The organism is Candidatus Zixiibacteriota bacterium (genome assembly GCA_014728145.1).
GTDB lineage: Bacteria > Zixibacteria > MSB-5A5 > JAABVY01 > JAABVY01 > WJMC01.
In genome coordinates this window covers 1-20052 of the sequence record WJMC01000018.1, presented here as the reverse complement: position 1 = coordinate 20052, position 20052 = coordinate 1, and the positions used below count along the sequence as shown (strand labels likewise).

Annotated in this window: 16 protein-coding genes; all 16 read left to right on the top strand. The window is 50.5% G+C overall.

The window, feature by feature from the left end; all coding sequences use genetic code 11:
* On the top strand, nucleotides 1-1534 hold a 1534-nt coding region (recG, locus tag GF404_00880; protein MBD3380727.1), incomplete at its 5' end, for an ATP-dependent DNA helicase RecG.
* 11 nt (nucleotides 1535-1545) lie between these two features.
* Nucleotides 1546-1731: a hypothetical protein gene (locus GF404_00875; GenBank protein MBD3380726.1), complete on the top strand. Its 186-nt coding sequence runs from the start codon at nucleotides 1546-1548 to the stop codon at nucleotides 1729-1731.
* A 1-nt stretch (nucleotide 1732) separates the two neighbouring features.
* Nucleotides 1733-2122 carry a DUF1844 domain-containing protein gene (locus tag GF404_00870; protein ID MBD3380725.1) on the top strand — a complete coding sequence of 130 codons (390 nt, stop codon included), beginning with the start codon at nucleotides 1733-1735 and terminating at the stop codon, nucleotides 2120-2122.
* Between the two features lie 46 nt (nucleotides 2123-2168).
* Nucleotides 2169-3137, top strand: coding sequence for a UDP-N-acetylmuramate dehydrogenase (murB, locus tag GF404_00865; protein ID MBD3380724.1), 969 nt, complete (start codon nucleotides 2169-2171; stop codon nucleotides 3135-3137).
* 61 nt (nucleotides 3138-3198) lie between these two features.
* On the top strand, nucleotides 3199-9207 hold the full coding sequence (sprA, locus tag GF404_00860) for a cell surface protein SprA (GenBank protein MBD3380723.1): 6009 nt from the start codon (nucleotides 3199-3201) through the stop codon (nucleotides 9205-9207).
* Entirely contained in the window at nucleotides 9207-10112 is a 906-nt protein-coding gene (locus GF404_00855) for a M28 family peptidase (protein ID MBD3380722.1), read from the top strand. Before sprA ends, GF404_00855 begins: the two co-directional genes overlap by 1 nt.
* 12 nt (nucleotides 10113-10124) lie before the next feature.
* Entirely contained in the window at nucleotides 10125-10532 is a 408-nt protein-coding gene (locus GF404_00850; protein ID MBD3380721.1) for a hypothetical protein, read from the top strand.
* 1 nt (nucleotide 10533) lies between these two features.
* A complete protein-coding gene (locus GF404_00845) occupies nucleotides 10534-11436 on the top strand; it encodes a hypothetical protein (GenBank protein ID MBD3380720.1) in 903 nt (300 codons plus the stop codon).
* A gap of 21 nt (nucleotides 11437-11457) precedes the next feature.
* Nucleotides 11458-11955 carry a pantetheine-phosphate adenylyltransferase gene (gene coaD, locus GF404_00840; GenBank protein ID MBD3380719.1) on the top strand — a complete coding sequence of 166 codons (498 nt, stop codon included), beginning with the start codon at nucleotides 11458-11460 and terminating at the stop codon, nucleotides 11953-11955.
* A gap of 23 nt (nucleotides 11956-11978) precedes the next feature.
* The gene (lysS, locus tag GF404_00835) at nucleotides 11979-13454 is read left to right on the top strand and encodes a lysine--tRNA ligase (protein MBD3380718.1); all 1476 of its coding nucleotides are present in this window, start codon (nucleotides 11979-11981) and stop codon (nucleotides 13452-13454) included.
* 1 nt (nucleotide 13455) lies between these two features.
* Nucleotides 13456-14787, top strand: coding sequence for an FtsX-like permease family protein (locus GF404_00830; protein MBD3380717.1), 1332 nt, complete (start codon nucleotides 13456-13458; stop codon nucleotides 14785-14787).
* Nucleotides 14788-14804: 17 nt separating this feature from the next.
* Entirely contained in the window at nucleotides 14805-15530 is a 726-nt protein-coding gene (locus tag GF404_00825) for an ATP-binding cassette domain-containing protein (protein ID MBD3380716.1), read from the top strand.
* A 13-nt stretch (nucleotides 15531-15543) separates the two neighbouring features.
* Nucleotides 15544-16044: a hypothetical protein gene (locus tag GF404_00820; GenBank protein MBD3380715.1), complete on the top strand. Its 501-nt coding sequence runs from the start codon at nucleotides 15544-15546 to the stop codon at nucleotides 16042-16044.
* 12 nt (nucleotides 16045-16056) lie between these two features.
* Nucleotides 16057-17109 (top strand): protein arginine kinase, encoded by a 1053-nt coding sequence (locus tag GF404_00815; GenBank protein MBD3380714.1) that lies wholly within the window; start codon nucleotides 16057-16059, stop codon nucleotides 17107-17109.
* A 21-nt stretch (nucleotides 17110-17130) separates the two neighbouring features.
* Nucleotides 17131-19608 carry an AAA domain-containing protein gene (locus tag GF404_00810; GenBank protein MBD3380713.1) on the top strand — a complete coding sequence of 826 codons (2478 nt, stop codon included), beginning with the start codon at nucleotides 17131-17133 and terminating at the stop codon, nucleotides 19606-19608.
* Nucleotides 19609-19691: 83 nt separating this feature from the next.
* Nucleotides 19692-19946, top strand: coding sequence for a 50S ribosomal protein L27 (gene rpmA / locus GF404_00805; GenBank protein MBD3380712.1), 255 nt, complete (start codon nucleotides 19692-19694; stop codon nucleotides 19944-19946).
* Nucleotides 19947-20052 lie beyond the last annotated feature (106 nt).

The window sequence follows — 20052 nt, the reverse complement described above, 5'->3', positions numbered from 1 at the left end:
GCCGGAATTCATCTTAAAGGAACTGACACTGCCAGAGATAGCCGAAGCGCTGGAGCAGATCCATTTTCCCGAGGATGAAACCCGCCTCGAGACCGCCCGTCAGAGATTAGCTTTTGAGGAGCTGTTTCTGCTCCAGATCGCCATTGCCACAGTCCACGCCCACAATAAACGCACTACCAAGGATCATGTCTACCAGGTACCGGGCGAGTTACTGCAGGAATTTAAACGATCTCTGCCGTTTAAACTGACTGGCGCGCAGGCCCGTGTACTGGGCGAGATTTTTGACGATTTACGGCAGGACGGGCCGATGAGCCGCCTGCTTCTGGGCGATGTCGGTTCAGGTAAAACAGTTGTGGCGCTGGCGGCGATTCTCTACGCGGTCGAAAACGATCTGCAGACAGCATTTATGGCGCCCACAGAGCTCCTGGCAGAACAGCATTATAACACGATCACCCGTATGCTGGCCGGGTTCGATCTCAATATCAAGTTGCTGAGCGGGTCGTTGAAAACCAGGCAACGCAGGCTGGCTTTGGAGGAAATCGCTTCGGGTTATTCAGACATTGTAGTCGGCACACATGCTTTAATCTCGGCTGATGTGCGCTATGAGCGCCTGGGACTGGTTGTAATTGATGAACAACATCGTTTCGGGGTCGCCCAGAGAAGCCGTCTGCGCGAGAAAGGGCGCAGTCCCGATCTGCTGGTCATGACCGCCACACCTATTCCAAGGTCTTTGGCGCTGACCGTTTACGGAGACCTCAACCTGTCGGTGATCGACAAGCCCCCCCCCGGTCGAAAGCCGATCAAGACAGCGCTTCGGCCTCTCTCGGCCAGGGAAAAGATATATGAATTCATCAGAAGCGAGATTAAAAAGAAGCGCCAGGCCTATATTGTCTATCCGCTGGTGGAGGAATCGGAGAAGCTGAACCTGAAAGCGGCCACGCGAGAATTCGAGAGGCTCAGTGAAAAAGTCTTCCCGGAATTCAAACTGGCGCTGATCCATGGCAGGCTGGGGCCGGAAGACCGAGAGCAGATCGCCTCCCGCTTTCGCAACGGTAAAATCGATATTTTGGTGGCGACCACGGTGATCGAGGTGGGTGTCGATGTGCCCCGGGCTTCGATTATGCTGATTGAGAATGCGGAACGATTTGGTCTCTCCCAGCTGCATCAGTTACGGGGCCGGGTCGGTCGCGGAGAAAGCCAATCTTACTGTATACTGCTGGCCGAGGAAAAAGCGAGCGAAACCGCGACCGAAAGGCTCAAGGCGATCGCCTCTACGCAGGATGGTTTCGAGATCGCCGAGTTCGACCTGAGGCTACGCGGGCCGGGAGAATTTCTGGGAGAACGGCAACACGGGCTTCCGGAATTCAGGCTGGCTGATATAATCCGTGATGCCGAGCTTTTAAAGGTTGCCCGCAAATATGCCTTTGACATAGTATCAAAAAAAATTAAATTACCCGAAAAACAGGGCAAGCTGTTAAAACAGACAATCCGCGCGAAATACGGCGGATTACTGTCGCATCTCTTCGGGGGATAGGCGAGGTTAAAATGAATGACTTACAACTTCTCAAGGATGCCGCGGAGAAATCCTACGAAATCGCCGACATTATCAAGAAAGTCAAGGACGAAGTCGACGATTACGATCTCGGACGGACTATAAAAAAAGTCGAAGCGGAACTGCTCGATTTGCAGTACAACCTCTCGATCGCGATCAGGTTGATGGAGAAGAATTGATATGCCTGAAGATCAAAACAACAAACAGCCCCAGGCCGACCCGATGTTTATGAGCCTTCTGCTCTCCCTTGAGGCTTCTACTATGCAAGCGCTCGGAAAAATCATCAACCCGGTAACCCAGAAAACTGAGAAAAACCTCCAGCAGGCCCAGATGACTATCGATATGCTGGCTATGCTGGAAAAGAAAACGACCGGAAATCTGACACAAGACGAAGACGGTTTGTTAAAACGAGTGCTCTATCAGCTTCGTATGAATTACCTGGATGAGCTCAATCGCGAAAAAGATCGGCCAGACTCGGAATCCGGCGAAAATCAGGCTCAATCCGGGGAGTCATCCGAAGAATCCGAGGCCGACAGCCGGGAAGATGAAAATAATCGGAAAAATCAATAAAATTGGTGCCGATACAAGAACTTATGGGGCTTAAATTGTATAAACTGTGGGAAAAGCGATGCTTGCCCACCATGACAGGATAACGGCATTGCAGGCAACAAAAGAGGTCATCGACCTGCTACAAAAAAGATTTAAAGACAAGTTTTTCCAGGATCATTCCCTGGCAGATTATACCACGTTTAAGATCGGCGGTCCAGCCAGTTACTTCGTGGAATGCCGTAATCGGGATGATATCATTGATTCGGTCAACCTGGCTCACCAGAGCGGTATTCGTTATTTCGTGATCGGTGGCGGATCGAATATCCTAGTCTCCGATTCCGGCTACCACGGCCTGATTATTTACATCGCCAATTCCGAACTCAAAATCGAAGCTGATCACCTGCTGGTAGATGCCGGTTATAACCTCGAAACACTGGTGGATACTATGTGCAACCAGGGACTCCAGGGAATCGAAACCCTGGCAGGAATCAAGGGCACAGTGGGCGGGGCGGTGTATGGCAACGCCGGCGCGTTCGGGACCTCGATTGCCGACAGCCTGACTTCAGCGGAGATTTTAAAGCCCGGAGAGGAGCCCCGCTGGGAGGACAATAATTATTTTGCATTTTCGTATCGAAACAGTATATTGAAAAAAACCCGCGAGGTGGTTTTGCGCGTAAAACTGGGTTTTGAACGCAAACCTGCGCGGGAACTGATTGCAAAGCAGTCCGAGATATTGGCCTTGAGAGAAACGAAACATCCTGGCTGGGACTGTTCGGCGGGATGCTTTTTTAAAAATATCGAAGCTCCGGATCAGCCCCACGGCAAGCTGGCAGCCGGTTACCTGCTCGACAAAATCGGTGCTAAAAGACTGACAATCGGGGGCGCGCGAGTTTTCGAGAATCATGCCAATATCCTAATAAATTCGGGGCAGGCAAAGGCTGAGGATGTCAGGAAACTGGCGGAAATGTTAAAAGAGAGAGTCAAAAATGAATTCGGATACACGCTGGAAGAAGAAATAACCTACCTTGGAGATTAAACCATAAGGAGAGATTTATCGAAAATCTTTACAGGACTTAGATTGTAACTCAGGATGTGAAGTGAAGGACATTCAAAGACTTTTCTTGTTTCCAGCGTTCATAGCGGTAATGCTGGTATGCCTTACCGCAGGCCTCGCTTCTGCTCAGGATGAAGACGAGGAGCAGATCGAGACATACACCAATCTGCAGATGCCCCTGCGGTATCAGATTCCCTCAATTACGCCCTTTCCCCAGGCTCGAGATCGCGGTGGTATCTATTTTCATGGCGATCCCCAGGGGCTTTTAGCATTAAGGCGTGTATCGGTATCCAAAAAAACCAGCTGGGATTTGGAAACCAGAAACATTCTCTACGAACGCAGGATCAAAGACCACAAACTTGAGACGCCCCGCTTCCAGAATTACCTTGTCAATGCCAGAGTTTACAGCGAGGAGGGTGTCAACCGCTGGTGGATAGAAAACATGTACGAATCCACCAAGCGAGCTGAAAAGGACAAGGCCGCGGGCCTGGTAAATATCAAGGTCGACCTGCCCGCAATCGGGTCGTTGGTCGAGGCGGTCGCCGGCGAAGGTTCGGCCGGACTGAATGTCACCGGCTACCAGAAAATTTCATTCTCCGGGAGAAGCCAGTGGACCGATACTGAGTCGGATGCTATCAACCGTGTCAATAAATTCCCTTCACTCGACATGGAGCAGGTTTCACGCTACAAAATCACCGGTACGATTGGAACCAAGATCACAGTCGAAGTCGACCAGAACTCGGAGCGCAAGACTGACCTGGCCAACACGATCAAGATTCGTTACAAGGGCACCGAGGATGAAATAATTCAGACCATAGAGGCTGGCAATACAAATCTCTCGCTTCCAAACACACAGTTCGTCGGCTACTCACAGAGAGTGCAGGGCCTGTTTGGCATCAAGTCTACCGCAAAGATCGGGCCGCTCGACCTGACCGCGATTGTCTCACAGGAGAAGGGTTCCACGGAAACCTCAAGTTTCACCGCGGGAGCTTCCCAGCAGACTAATTACAAACGTGATTACAACTACCTCGAGCGAACTTTCTTCTGGCTCGGCCTGGATGCGGAATCGCGCGGAAAACCGACCAAGCCGAGAGTCGCAGAAATCATAGAATCAGAAATCTTCGTCTATCAGCAGAGCAATGTAAACAACGACATCAACTCCGAACAATGGGAGTATGCCCGTGTTTCGGTCGATCCCGCTGAGCCATTCAATTCCGAGGCCAACGATGAGGACATAGTGACTACCGTACGCCGCCTGGAATATGATGAATACTATGTTTACAATCGCTCCAAGTATTTGGAAGTTTTTACCTACGACCGGCGCAAACTTATCGCCGGGTGGTTTAGAGTTCAATACGACAACGGTGAGATTGCAGAAATCGGAAGCAAAGTCGGAGACACTCTCGACCTGAAGTTGATCGCACTGGAAGAAAATCGTGCCGATTCCACTATGGAATCATTTTACTATGAATGGCGCAATGTTTACAGCCTGGGCGCGCGCGATATAGATCCGAATGGTATCGAGGTAAAAATCTTCTATGGTCCGCCCGGAACCGAAACGCAGGAAGATAATAACCTCGATCACACCGAAGACGGTACCCCGTACATCCAGATCCTGGGATTGGACCGCACTGACGTAACCGGAAGCCCAACTCCCGATGGCAGAATCGATGCGAATAACCCGAATATCCTGATTCGTGACCGTGGTTACCTGATCTTCCCCCATCCGGAACCGTTCAACATGGACACGACCTTCGCCACCACTACCAATGCCCGGCTTCCCGAGAAGGTACCGGAGATATACAACCTGAGAAAGAGTTCGATTACAAGTCGCGGTTCGGAGTTCACGGAATACTATATCCAGTTCGCGACCTCGCAGAGACAGACCGAATACTACCTGGGCCATATCAACATCATCGAGGGCTCGGAACGAGTCGTCTTAAACGGCGAGGAACTCCAGCGCAATCGCGATTACAGGATATACTATGAGCTGGGTCGGATCAACTTTTTGACCGATAAGGTTTCAGACCCCAATGCCGATCTTCAAATCGATTTCGAATACGAACCGTTTATCGCCTCAGAAAAGAAAAGCCTGTTCGGAATCCGCGGTGAATATGAGCTCAGCCAGAATTTTAATATCGGAGGCACCCTTCTATATAAAGGAGAAAAATCGACCGACCGTAAACCGCGTGTCGGCCAGGAGACCTCAAAATACATGGTCTGGGACACCGATTTTTCCTACAAGACGGAACTGCCGTTTCTGACCAAACTGACCGACGCCCTGCCGTTTATCGAGGCAAAAGGCGCTTCGCCCTTACAGATATCCGGTGAGCTGGCCCAATCGCGGCCGAATCCGAATGTCGCCGGTGAAGCCTATGTCGATGATTTCGAGAGTTCCAAGGAAGCCTACAGCCTGGGTGTGATTCGATACCAGTGGGATAAGTCATCCGCTCCTCCCGACACGATTGGACCACGGGGTAAACTTTACTGGTACAACCGTTACGACCCCTATTCAGTTCAGCAGATATATAATCGCGACGTGCGCGGAAGCGATCACAAGACCACCCTGGCTTTGGAGTTCAGGCCGGCAAATACCAGAAAGATCGAAGTCGATTCCTGTCAGTTCGATGAAGAACCGATTGATCCGAGTACAAGCTGGGCCGGGATTATGCGCGGTTTCTCCTCCAGCGCCATGGACCAGACCCGGGCCCAGTTATTGGAAATCAGGATGCGTACGAACTACGGCAATTCTCCCTTAAACGGAAAACTGGTCATCGACCTGGGAGAGATTTCCGAGGATATTGACGGCGACGGTTTTCTCGATTCCGAAGACACCAACCAGAATGGCATTCTGGAAAGCTTTGAAGATGTCGGACTGGACCAGCTGGCGGACTCTACTGAACCCTGCTACGATCCCACAGACAATCCGGATCCCAATGATGATAATTACAGCTATGAAGATAAGGATGACTATTCGAATATCAACGGTACTGAGAATAATCGTTTCGATGCCGGCGGTAATTACCCCGATACCGAAGATATCTCCGGCGAGGGTCAGCTCGATGTCAACAATGACTATTTCCAGTTTACCATAGATTACGCCGACCTGGATCGTTTCCGGGTGGCAGGCTCCAATATCAACGGCTGGGAAACTTTCCAGATCCCGCTCAAGGATTCGAGCAACTACGACTTTTACGGCAACCCCGATTGGGGACGGATCGCTTACGCGCGCATGTGGGTGACCGACTTCGACACCACGACCATAGTGGAAATTGCCGACATCAACATAGTCACCGTGCGCTGGGAAGAAGACTCGGTAATCTATCCGACAGATATCGACCGCACCGGTGAAAACACAAGTTTCACGATCTCGGTTATCAACACCGAAGACAACACGAATTACGAATCTCCCCCGGGCGTGGAAGGATACTACGACAAGACCACCGACACCTATGAAAAAGAGCAGTCGCTTCTGGTCCGCTTTAACAACCTCAATTATCACGAGGTAATAGAGGAAGTCGTCGATTCCAGCGGCAATCCGACCGATTCGACGATCGTCAGGATGGTTCCGGATACAGCCATTGCCTCGCGAACCCTGTTCCAGGCTGAGGATTACGCCGGCTACCAGAAAATCAGAATGTTCGTACATGGTCCCGATTCTCTTCCGGGAGGTGAGGCCTCCCCGATCAGGGTACTCTTCAGGCTCGGTCGGGACAGAAACAATTTTTATGGATATCATACGAACATCTATCCGGGCTGGCATGATTCCAACCATGTGGTGATAGATTTTAACGAGATCACTCCGCTCAAAGATGATCTGACCGAGGCCAGGTTGGACGACCCCTCAATAAATGAAATCACGTTAGGTAAATACACTGTCAGGGGATCGCCATCTTTGACCACAATCCAGTACTTCGCGATCGGTATAACCAATTCCGATACGCTCGATTATATGCCGATATCGGGTGAGTTATGGCTCGATGAACTGCGCTTGAGCGATGCCCGTGATGACAACGGTATGGCTATGCGTGCTTCGATTTCGGGAGGATTTTCAGATTTCATATCATACAGCGCGAATTACAAGAATCAGGATGAATATTTCCGCAACCTGACAGCCGCCAACAAGGGTAATCTGGGTTCCGGCAAACAGCAGACCAGTTACAGTTATACAACGCGGATCAGCCTGCACAAATTCCTGCCTCCGAGCTGGGGAGCCAGCCTGCCCTTCTCGTACAGCTGGAGCAGAAACGAGTCGACTCCGCGCCTCAAGCCGGGATCGGATATCATTATCCCCGATGATGACCTTGAGGCCCAGACCTCGCGTTCCACCAACCGGCGTTTTTCAATCTCGCAGTCCTTCAGGAAACGTGGCGGCAACCTGCTCTTTAATTTGATACTGAACCGGATCACGACTTCTTTCTCTTACAATGAGACCCAGAGCAAATCACCCACGGTCCCGACCAGCCAGTCGGAGTCATATACCGCCAAGGGCAGTTACGATCTGTCGCCAAAGGGCAAGTTCACGATACCGATTCTGTTCTGGTTGCGACCGATTCCCCTTCTTCCCGATGCGATCGGTAATTCCGAATTCAGCTATCTGCCGTCGACTTTCAAAATGTCAGCCGTGGCGCAGAAGACTTATTCAAGCAGTATTAACAACCAGGATTTCAAGACCTCGACTTACAACCGCACGCTCGACGGCGATCTCGCGCTCAAGTGGCCGGTGTTCAAATCCATGCAGGCGGATTACAGCCTGCAAACGAAACGGGATATCCGCGATACAGACGATATCAAATTCTCTTTCAAGCCATCTGAGATGAAGCTCGGTATTGAGCTCGACAACAAGCAGAATTTCAATTTGAATTACAGCCCGGCGCTGTTCAATTTTCTGACACACAAGTTTTCCTATCGGGCCGACTACCATGAGAATTCCGATCCGGCCCGAAACCAGGCCGGCACGCGCAACGTCAGAAACGGCAATTCTATCACGGTCAGCGGAAGTTTCCGTCCCAAGGCATTCTTCGGAACCGGCCACGGCGGAAGCGCTCCCCCGCCCGATTCCGATTCAACCAAAAAGGGCGGTGGATTCGCCCCGCATAAGCCGATTTTGGCATTCGTCCGTTTCTTCACAAACAGATTAGGAGATATCTCCGGCAGTTATTCGATCGACAACAAGTACACATACTGGGGACTGGAGGAGCGCCCAACCTGGAGATATATACTCGGTCTCTCCGATGATCCCGGTGTGGAGATCAACGATTCGGTCATCAGCCGAACCGCCCGTAACGTCAACACGCAGACGGTCGCCTACAACGCGCGCTCGGATGTGCGCTTCATAATGGGATCACGCATCAATGCCAAGTACGCGTTTAACGAATCGGAATCATCGGTGCGTAAGAATCGATCCGAGGGAACCACGTTCCCCGACCTGTCGTGGTCACTTTCCAACCTGGAGCGCTACAAGCTGATCAGTTTCTTCTTCAATTCACTCGCGATAGACACGCGCTATGCCAAAAAAGAAGACCTGACATTCAGCACCGCTGATACCACCATCGGAGAGGTATTGCAAACCCGCACGATTTCGGAGAATTACGCCCCGTTTTTTGGGATGAATTTTACGTGGTTCAATAAGCTGCAGTGCAATTTGAAATACGACCGCCAAATCAGCGAGCGTGAAAACTATAACGCCGGGGAAATCGCCAACGAAACTCGCACGACTTCCAACAACTGGCAGTTTTCGATGCGTTTCACTCTCAACGCGCGCGACGGCAGTATCAAACTTCCGATCTTCGGCCGTCTGAAGTCGAGCCTCTCGTTTAACATAAGTGTTTCGCGCAAGCACCAGAAATCGGAGAACAATTCGCACAACGATAAAGGCTGGACGACCACTTCAGACAAGACGGATTTCACGATCATGCCGCGTATCTCCTACAGTTTCTCGACCAATATCAATGGCGGGCTGTCGGCACGCTGGCAGGATTCAAACGACAAAACCCGTTTCCAGAAAAGCCATGTGCGCGAGCTGGGTATCTGGGTGGAGATCAACTTCTGATGACAGCGATGGCTAAGCCTTTCGGCTGGATATTCCTGGTCGGAATAATCTGCCTTTCGGCCTGCGGAAACCAGGTACCGCAATTCGATTCCCAGCAGTCTTATCAATACATTCTTGATCAAACTGACCTGGGACCGCGTGTACCCGGCACCGAGGCCCACGGCAAAGCTGTAACGATGTTCATCGAGCATTTCCGCAACTGTGGTGCAGAGGTATTCATCGACAGTTCGACTTTCACCGACACGATCAAGAATCTGACTCTGCCGATCAGAAATGTTGTGGCTCGATTTTATCCTGATGCAGACAAGCGGATCATGCTCGGTGCTCATTACGATTCCAGGCCGATGTGCGACCGGGATCCCGACCCGAAAAACCATGACAAGCCCGTCCTGGGCGCAAACGACGGTGCTTCCGGTGTGGCGGTTTTCATGGAATTAGCCAACATCCTCGCAGGCCACGAACCTGAAATCGGCGTCGATCTGGTGCTTTTTGATCTCGAGGACTGGGGGCGCGACGGTCACCTGGATTACTTCTGTATCGGCTCCAAGCACTATGCTCAGCAAATCAAGGTCAGCACTTATGAATTCGTGATAGTAATCGACATGATCGGCGACGCCGACCAGAAGATATATAAAGAGCAGTATTCAGTGCAGAGATCCCGTCCGATTGTCAACAAGGTCTGGGATCTGGCTGAAGAACTTGGTATCGAAACCTTCCAGCCCCAGGTCGGCTACGCGGTCTACGACGATCACCTGCCTTTCATGTTCATCGGTATACCCTCGATCGTGGTAATAGATTTCGATTATCCGTACTGGCATACGGTTCAGGACACCCCGGACAAATGCAGTCCCGAATCGCTGGGCAATGTGGGCAAAATTTTAGTTGCCCTGCTGTTTGGCGGTTAGTATCTTCTGCTCATGGATTCGGAGAGAAAAAGGGTTTTCACCGCAAACGATCTGTGGGCGGTTCTGTTTCTGCTGGCCTGCCTGATACTGGGCGGGGCCCTGATGATTTACCAGAAATCTCATCGTAAGCTTCCACCGGAATTATTGATCGAAACAGTACAGGCCCGTCATAAAAGCAACGATGCTCATAGCCTCCATAATGCGGTGCCATCCGGAAGCAGTCATTTGAGTATCAATGTCAATACCGCCCCGGCAGATTCTCTCGAGCTTTTGCCTGGCATCGGACCGACATACGCCGAGAGAATCGTCGAGCATCGTGTTGCCCACGGCGATTTCGATGATTTGAATGACCTTGAACAGGTCAATGGTATCGGGCCGAAAACCCTCGAGAAAATAGCCAATTTCATCGTACTGGAGTAATTTGCTCAGACTGAAGCAGGACTTTCTGACGCTGGAGATATATTCCGGCGGTTTCAAGTATCTATACAGCGGTTTCGACCGAGACCGTCCCGAAATCCTCGACCATGGGCGAATCGAATTTGAGACTTCTGAGTGGACTGAACTATTCGTTTCTCTCAATCAGGCTCTAAAGGAACTGATCGGGAAGCGAATGCCGTCTTTCAAGCATTTGCGAACATATCTTGTACCTCCGCCCGAAATGACGGTTGCGACAGCGATTGTGTATCCCGAGCTCGACCGAGAGCTTCCCAAAAACCACCGCCAGTGGGAAATCAGGCAGACTCTGCCGGGTGATGACGGAGAGTTTCAGACCATCTGCACCCTTCCGAGAAAAAGCGATAACCCGGTACTGAAATCCGAATACTGCCTGGCGATACGCGACAGCCACCTGGCCCGATTCAATGAAATACTTCAAACGCGCGGACTGGTGGCCAGCGGTATGTTTTCGGTCCAGCAGTTATTCAGGCAATACGCCGATGGTTTGCCCTCCCTTTTCAACGAGGGGATTATTCTATTGCGCGATCCAGATTATATACGGGCGGTATTTTTCCAGTCCCGGGGTTACCCGGTCATCAAGCAAAAACCGATCGCTTCAAGCGCTTCCGCTGGTGATTTCAGGACAGGATTTTTAAATCAGGATTTATCTGTATATTCCGCTTCCAGCGGCTTTACAGAACGGCTTCCGGTCTATATCTTGAAGGACAATTTCGATGCTGAACAGTGTCAAAAGCTCAAAGACGAACTCGGGCTTCAACTGAACACCATCGACAAAGACGATCTGCCACAAAGCGGTGAAATCGGTTTCGAGGCTGAATACCTGACACTGCTTCTGGCTCATCGTGAAATCGAAAAAATTTACGCTTAACATAAGTGACGGTTAAAGAAGATGAAAGGCACCTTCAGAAAAGCGATTTACCCGGGGAGTTTCGATCCGATAACAAACGGCCATGTCGATATCGCCATGCGCGCGGCCAGCCTGTTTGACGAGGTTATTGTAGCGGTATCGCACAATCCCAAGAAGAAATACCTGTTTACCGAAGAAGAACGTCTTCAGATGACACTCGAGTCATTTTCAAAAAACGGCAAAATCAAAGTTATCAGTTTTTCCGGCCTGATCGCCGACCTGGCCGAAAGTGAGAAAGCGGTGGCGATCGTGAGGGGTTTACGGGCGGTATCTGACTTCGAACATGAATTCCAGATGGCTTTGATGAACCGTAAGATGTCGCGCAAGACGGAGACCGTCTTTCTGATGACCTCATTCAGGTATGTCTATCTCTCTTCGAGCATTATTAAGGATGCGGCCGAGCATGGCGGAAAGTACGAGGACCTGGTCCCGGAGGCAGTCGCCAGGATGCTTAAGCAAAAATACAGCCGTGAAGTTTAACCTGACAATCGATGGAGTTCGATATGGCAGAAGATCAACAGAAAAAGCTGTCCGATATACTGGAAGCCAGACGGTATAAGCTCGAACAGATCCGCGAGCTGGGCATAAACCCTTTTCCCTACCGTTTCGAAAAAGATACAGATTCGAGTTATGTTTTCGAGAATTTCGAGGAGCTGGAAAAATCAGAAAAGAAAATGTCTTTAGCCGGCAGGATCATCACCACTCGCGTGATGGGCAAGGCGGCCTTCAGCCATATTCAGGATGAGCGCGGTAAAATCCAGATCTATGTCAAAAAAGATGTAGTCGGCGACGACGTTTTCAAGCTCTATAAACTGACTGATATCGGTGATATAATCGGCGTTACCGGTCCCGCCTTTAAAACCCGCACCGGCGAGATTACAATCCAGGTCGAAAAGTTAGCGGTTCTGAGCAAGGCCCTGCGACCGCTACCTGAAAAATGGCATGGCCTCAAGGATATCGAGACTCGTTATCGGCAGAGATACCTCGATCTGATTGCCAATCCGGAGATAAAAGATCTCTTTCGCAAACGCAGTGCTCTGATCCGAGCGATCCGCAATTTCCTGGATGCGGAGGGTTTTCTGGAGGTCGAGACACCGGTTTTGCAACCTCTCTATGGGGGAGCATCTGCGCGCCCCTTTACGACTTTCCATAACGCCCTCAGCACTGAGTTGTTTTTGCGAATTGCCGATGAGCTCTATCTGAAAAGGCTCATAATCGGGGGCTATGAAAAAGTCTACGAGGTTTGCAAGGACTTCCGAAATGAAGGTATTGACCGCGCCCACAATCCGGAATTCACTATGGTCGAATTTTATATGGCCTATGCCGATTATCACGATATCATGAGACTTTTCCGCCGCCTGCTTTTGACTGTGGTGCGGGAGGTCTTCGACAAGACCGAGTTCGAGTTCGGCGATTACAAGTTCGATTTCGACAGCGAGTGGGAGGTCCTCCCGATTTTGGACTCGATCAAAAAGTATACCGGCATGGATATAGCCAGTATGTCCACTGAGGAAATCATCGCATCCTGCGAAAAACTTGGAATCGAAATCGAAAAGGATCGCGGCCGACCGAAAATCATCGATGACATCTTTACCGAAAAAGTTCAGCCGGAGCTGATTCAGCCGACATTTATCACCGATCATCCGATCGAGATGTCACCTCTGGCAAAGCTCCACCGCGATAACTCCAAATTGACTGAACGTTTCGAACTGTTCGTGGCAGGTTCGGAAGTCGCCAACGCTTTCTCGGAATTGAATGATCCCGATGACCAGCGCGACCGTTTCATGATGCAGCAGCAGTTCTCGAAACTCGGCGATGACGAGGCACATACCCTGGATGAAGATTTCCTGCGTGCGATGGAGTACGGCATGCCCCCTACCGGCGGTCTGGGGGTTGGAATCGACCGGTTGTTCATGCTTTTGACCGGGCAGACCAATATTCGGGAAGTGATCCTCTTCCCTCAGTTGAAACCGGAATGAGATGGGCTTTGAATTTTTCATAGCACGGCGATACCTGAAGTCGAAAAAAAGGGAGCGCTTCATTTCACTTCTGACTTTCCTCTCGATCGGGGGAGTCGCTCTCGGCGTAGCTGTGGTGATATTCGTCAATTCGATGATGAACGGTTTCGAGACCGAAGTCAAATCCCGTATTGGCGGAACAATATCTCACATCACTGTTTACGGCTACAATAACAGCGGTATTAAAGATTATGGCGAATTGATCGAGGAAATCGAATCCACCTCCGGGATCGTCGGGGCAATGCCCCTGGTGGTCGGAAAAGGCGCGGTCGGCTCGGAATATGAGACCGACGGCGTGATTATCAGAGGAGTAGATCCCCGCAGACTCGGCCGGGTCTCGAGCCTGCGCGAGAACATGATCCGCGGAAAATTTGTGTTCAAATCCGGCGGAAACCTGCCCGGGGCGGTATTGGGAAGCGGTCTGGCACGCCGGCTCAAAGTGGGTTTGAAGGATACCGTCTTCACCGCCAGCCTGAAGGGCAAAAGTCTATCTCTCGGTATGAGCGATATAAAGATAACGCGTTTTATCGTCAACGGCGTGTTTGAGACGGGGATGTATGATTACGACGATCACTTCATCTTCGTTTCGATCCCGGAAGCACAAAAGATATTCAAACTCAAAGATCAGTTCCGGCGTTCAAAAAGCAAACTGCTGGCATTCGCAAATCCACTTCTTGAACCTCTGGCCAATCACTACCTGGAACCTGCGGACCATCTCAAACCCGCTGACCCGGTCACTGCGATTCAGGTGAAAGTTACTGACCCGGCTAAGGTCATCAGTATTTCGGAGCGTCTCGACCAGAAAATCGGGATGTTTTATGCGGTCCGCAACTGGGTCGAATCACACGCTAACTTGTTCTACTGGATGAAATGGGAGAAGATACTTTTGACACTGGCGTTGCTTTTGATCGTAGCCGTAGCGACTTTTAACATCATCTCCACACTGGTGATGGTGGTTCAGGAGAAACAGCCGGAGATAGCAATTTTGAAGACGATCGGGGCAAATCCCGGCTCGATCGTAAAGATCTTCATGTCGATCGGGCTGATATCCGGGTTGAGCGGAACAGCGTTTGGCGCGGTAATTGGCTATTTGATGTGCTGGGTTCAGTCCACTTTCAGGATCATCGCGCTTCCGGGTGATATCTATTTTCTCAGTTTTTTGCCGATCGAGATGAGGCTGACGGATTTCGTAACGATATGTGTGGCGGCTGTTTTGCTGTCATTTCTGGCAACTTTATACCCGGCTTTCCGCGCGGGACGGTTGTATCCCTTAGAAATTATTCGCTACCAATAGCTTTGGCTAAATAAAATATGGAAATTGGCGACAATAAAAATAGTGGACAGTCGAAACGCGACAAAAGCCCGGCCATCCTCGAAGCAAGCGGGCTCCGAAAACGTTTCGTAACATCTGAGGGAGAGCTTGAGATCCTGCGGGGTATCGATTTGAATGTGGCCGAGGGCGAAATGATCTCGATCGTGGGAAGCTCCGGTGCCGGAAAGAGCACCCTGCTCTATCTTCTGGGCGGCCTGGATTCACCTTCCGAGGGATGTGTAGCTTACGGCGACGATGACCTGGCAGATATGAACGAAAACAGGCTGGCACGTTTCAGAAATGAGAATATCGGCTTTGTATATCAGTTCCATTATCTTCTGTCCGAATTCAGCGCTCTCGAAAATGTCATGATGCCCTTGTTAATATCCGGGTATAACCGGAAACAAGCGGAACAACGTGCGTATAATATATTGAATAAGGTGAATTTAAAAGATCGAGTAAATCATCGCCCGGGTAAACTCTCGGGCGGAGAACAACAAAGGGTTGCGGTCGCTCGTGCCCTGGTGAACTCTCCCAGGATTGTATTTGCGGACGAACCGAGTGGGAATCTGGACGAAAACACTTCCTCCGAGCTTCATCAGCTTCTGAAAGATATCAACCGGGACACGCGGACAACATTTTTAATTGCAACTCATAATAGAGCTTTGGCGGAAACTACCGATAAAAAATATATACTGTCCGCCGGGATTTTAAGCAAAGAGTAGCGGAGGCTGGGGTATGTTGTGTGATCATTGCAAGAAAAACGAAGCTACCATAAATTTCACACAGGTCTCTAATGACGAGAAAATTCAGTATCACCTGTGTGAAGACTGTGCCAAGAAGCTGGGTTTTAAGAATCCGCTGAAATCGGTGCCGTTTCCTCTTGGAGATTTTTTGACCTCGATGGTCGACAAGGATTTCAAGGAGAAAACCGGTTCATTGGTGCAGATCAGTTGTTCCACCTGCGGATTGACTTTCGCCGAGTTTTCGAAAACCGGCAAATTCGGATGCGGTAAATGCTACCGTTCCTTCAAGACCCAGCTCGATGAGCTGTTGCGCAAGATCCACGGCTCCAACCGTCATGTCGGCAAATTTCCCGAAGGTGACGCGACCGCCATGGAACCGCTCAAACAGGAACGTGAACTGCAGGAAAAACTGAAAGAAGCGATCAAAAACGAGGATTTCGAAAAGGCGGCCGAACTCCGCGATCAATTGAAAGTTATTGTCGAAGAAAAATAGGTAGGGCTGAGTATGTTTGAAGGGATGACAGAAAAAACCGCATCGTGGCTGAAGGCCGATGGCAATGACAGTGCCATCGTTGTCTCGAGCCGGGTAAGACTGGCGCGCAACATCCAGAATATGATGTATCCTGCCCGGAGCAGTCCGGAGGAATCAGAAAATGTCAGAGAATTTGTGCGGACGGCGCTCGAAAAAGCCAGCATCCTCAATGTTGGGGAGTTTTACAAATCCGAGGAAATTTCCAGTCTGGATCGTAAGTTTCTGATCGAAAGACACCTGATTTCCCCCGAATTTTTTACCGACCGGCTTTCACGCGCGCTCTATATCACTGACAGCGAAGATACCAGCGTGATGGTCAACGAAGAGGATCACCTGCGTATCCAGGCGCTGGCCTCGGGAATGGATATCCAGAAAGCGATGTCTATTGCGGAAAGTATCGACCACAGGCTGGGCGATACACTGGCCTACGACTACGATTCCGACTACGGCTTTCTGACATCCTGCCCGACCAACTGCGGTACCGGTATGCGGGCTTCGATTCTGATTCATCTGCCCGGCCTGGTGCTGACCCGCGAGATTGACAAGGTCATCGAACAGATCACAAAACTCGGTCTGGCGGTCCGCGGATTTTATGGCGAAGGAACAGAAGTGCTCGGAAACCTGTTCCAGATATCGAACCAGACGACTTTGGGTCGAACCGAGAACGATATACTCGAATCGATTCAGCAGATAACTCGTCAGATGATTGAACATGAAGAAAACGCCCGGAAAGTCCTCGTCAGGGACGCTCCGGATGAGATTAAAGATAAAATCTGGCGTGCATATGGGATCCTAAAGCATGCCAGGGTGTTAACATCTGAGGAAACTATGAACCTGCTTTCGGCCGTTCGACTGGGAATGGCCCTGGGGGTTCTGGATATGATTCCTCTGACACTTTTAAATGAAATACTTGTGTTAGCACAGCCAGCACATATATTGAAGAAGTACGGCACGGATTTGTCATCATCGGAAAGAGATGCAAAACGTGCGGAATTGATAAGAGGAAAGCTGGCAGAGCTTAAGTAGATCAATATGGAGGTTTAAACTATGAATGAGATGTTCACCGAACTGGCCCGAAAGGCTATCGAGTATGCCCGCGACGAAGCAACTCGTCTGCGGCATGATTACATCGGTACGGAACATCTTTTGTTGGGACTGATCCGCCTGGGTGAAGGGTTATCGGTTGAGATCATAACCAATATCGGACTCGATCTGGCGGACCTCAAACAGTCCATCGAGGATGTCGTTCAGCCTTCCGGAGGCACGATGACTATGGGACAGCTTCCCCTGACTGCTCGTGCCAAAAAGACCCTCGAGGTCTCAGGGCAGGAAGCCCGTGCTCTGAAATCGAAAGATATCGACACTGAACATATACTTCTGGCGCTTCTTAAAGATGAAGAAGGTGTGGCCGCGCAGGTGCTGTCTATGTACGACATCACCTACCAGGAAGCTTATGAAGAGCTCAAGAACATCCAGTCCGGCAAGCCTTCCAGTTTCGCCAAGAAACGCAAAAAATCAAAGACTCCGGCCCTGGATCATTTTGGACGCGACCTGACCGAACTGGCCCGTCGTTCCAAACTCGACCCGATCATCGGCCGTGATGACGAGATCGAGCGAGTGACCCAGATCCTTTCGAGACGTAAAAAGAACAACCCGGTCCTGATCGGCGAACCCGGCGTCGGCAAAACAGCTATCGCCGAGGGGCTGGCCCAGAAGATCGTAGCAGGCAAGGTTCCCCAGACACTGGAGAACAAACGCCTGGTGACTCTGGATATGGCCTCACTGGTGGCCGGCACCAAATACCGCGGGCAGTTCGAGGAACGTCTCAAATCGGTCATGAATGAAATTATCAACAGCCAGGATGTGGTGATTTTCATTGATGAGTTGCATACAATCGTCGGCGCCGGCGGTGCGGAAGGTTCTCTGGATGCTTCCAATATTTTCAAGCCCGCCCTCTCGCGCGGTGAACTGCAGTGCATCGGCGCTACCACCCTGAATGAATACAGGAAATATATCGAAAAGGACGGCGCTCTCGAGAGGCGTTTCCAGACCGTGATGGTCGAACAGCCGACCACCGAGGAATCGATTCAGATCCTGATGGGTCTCAGACAGAAATACGAAGATCATCACAAGATCAAGATTTCCGATGAAGCAGTCGAAATGTCAGTCAAACTGTCCGACCGATATATTACCGGCAAATTCCAGCCGGATAAAGCTCTGGACATTATCGACGAGGCCGGAAGCCGGGCTCATCTGTCGACCTATACCAAGCCCAAGGAATTCTCCGAAATCGAAAGCGAAATCGAGGAAATCGCTTCCCGCAAGGAAGACGCTGTTAAAAACCAGGAATTCGAGAAGGCGGCTCATTTGCGCGACGAACTGAAAAACAAGCGCGAGGAGCTGGAAAAAATGAAATCCGACTGGGAAGAAGAGCGCGAAAAACAGATGATCGTGCTCAAAGGCGAGGATATCGCCCAGGTGGTCGCCAAGATCACCGGCATCCCGCTCTTCCGTCTGGAGGAAAAAGAATCCAAGCGTCTTCTGCGCATGGAAGAGGAAGTCTCGAAAAAGATCATCGGTCAGGACGAGGCGATCCAGGCTATTGCCAAGGCAATCCGCCGTGCCCGTGCCGGTCTGGGCGATCCCAGGCGACCGATCGGATCATTCGTGTTTCTGGGTCCGACAGGTGTCGGTAAGACCGAGCTCTCGCGCGAATTGGCCAATTTCATGTTCGAGGATGCCAATGCGCTGATCCGTATTGATATGTCCGAATACATGGAAAAATTCGCGGTTTCACGACTGATCGGTGCTCCTCCGGGGTATGTCGGCTATGAAGAAGGCGGTCAGCTGACCGAAAAAGTCCGCCGTCATCCCTACTCGGTGGTCCTTCTGGACGAAATCGAAAAAGCCCATCCGGATGTGTTTAACATCCTGCTTCAGCTTTTCGACGATGGTTGCCTGACCGATTCATTCGGCCGCCGGGTAGATTTCCGCAACACGATTATTATCATGACTTCCAATATCGGTACACGCAAGATCCGCGACGGCAAATCACTTGGATTTGCCCAGGAACAGGTCGATGATAATCATGATAACATGAAAAAGAAGGTCCTGGAAGAGCTCCGTAAGATTTTCAATCCGGAGCTTCTGAATCGTATCGACAATACGATTATCTTCCATTCACTTACCAAGGATCATATCAAGGAAATCATCGAAATCCGCCTGGTCGAGGTTTCACAGCGTCTGGCCGAGAAAGGTATTTCCTTCTCGCTGACCGACTCGGCTCGCGAATTTCTGGCCGACAAGGGCTATGACAAGGTCTATGGCGCTCGCCCGGTCAACCGTGCCATCCAGACCTATCTCGAAGACCCCCTGGCCGAGGAGATTCTGCGCGGACAGTACGCCGGTGATTGCGAGGTCGCTGTCGATTTCCGTGAAGGCGATGAGGGACTTTCGTTTAAGACGGAAACCAAACCTGAAAAATCCGAATCCGAAAGCAAAAATACAGTTTCGGAGAAAATATAGCTTGCCAAATCGACAGGTTTGATATATACTCGAAAGACCCAAATATGATAAGTATTTGGGTCTTGAAATTTTGGAGGACTATCATGGCTCATAAAAAAGGTGTCGGGTCATCCCGAAACGGCAGAGATTCCAACGGCCAGCGCCGTGGAGTCAAGGCTTTCTCCGGACAGCAAGTCACCGCCGGCTCGATCATCATACGCCAGTGTGGCACAAAGATTCACCCGGGTGAAAACGTCGGTATGGGCAAAGACTATACATTGTTTTCACTGATCGACGGTGTCGTGAAATTCGAGCGCAAAGACAAGAAGCGCAAGCAGGTTTCGGTTTCCTCGAACTAACCTGTCCGGCAGAAACAAGACTGATAAATATTTTAGCCCCGTATGCGAATGCGGGGCTTTTTGTATAACTAATTAATGTAATCCATTCCTGCGGGAAATCTCTGGG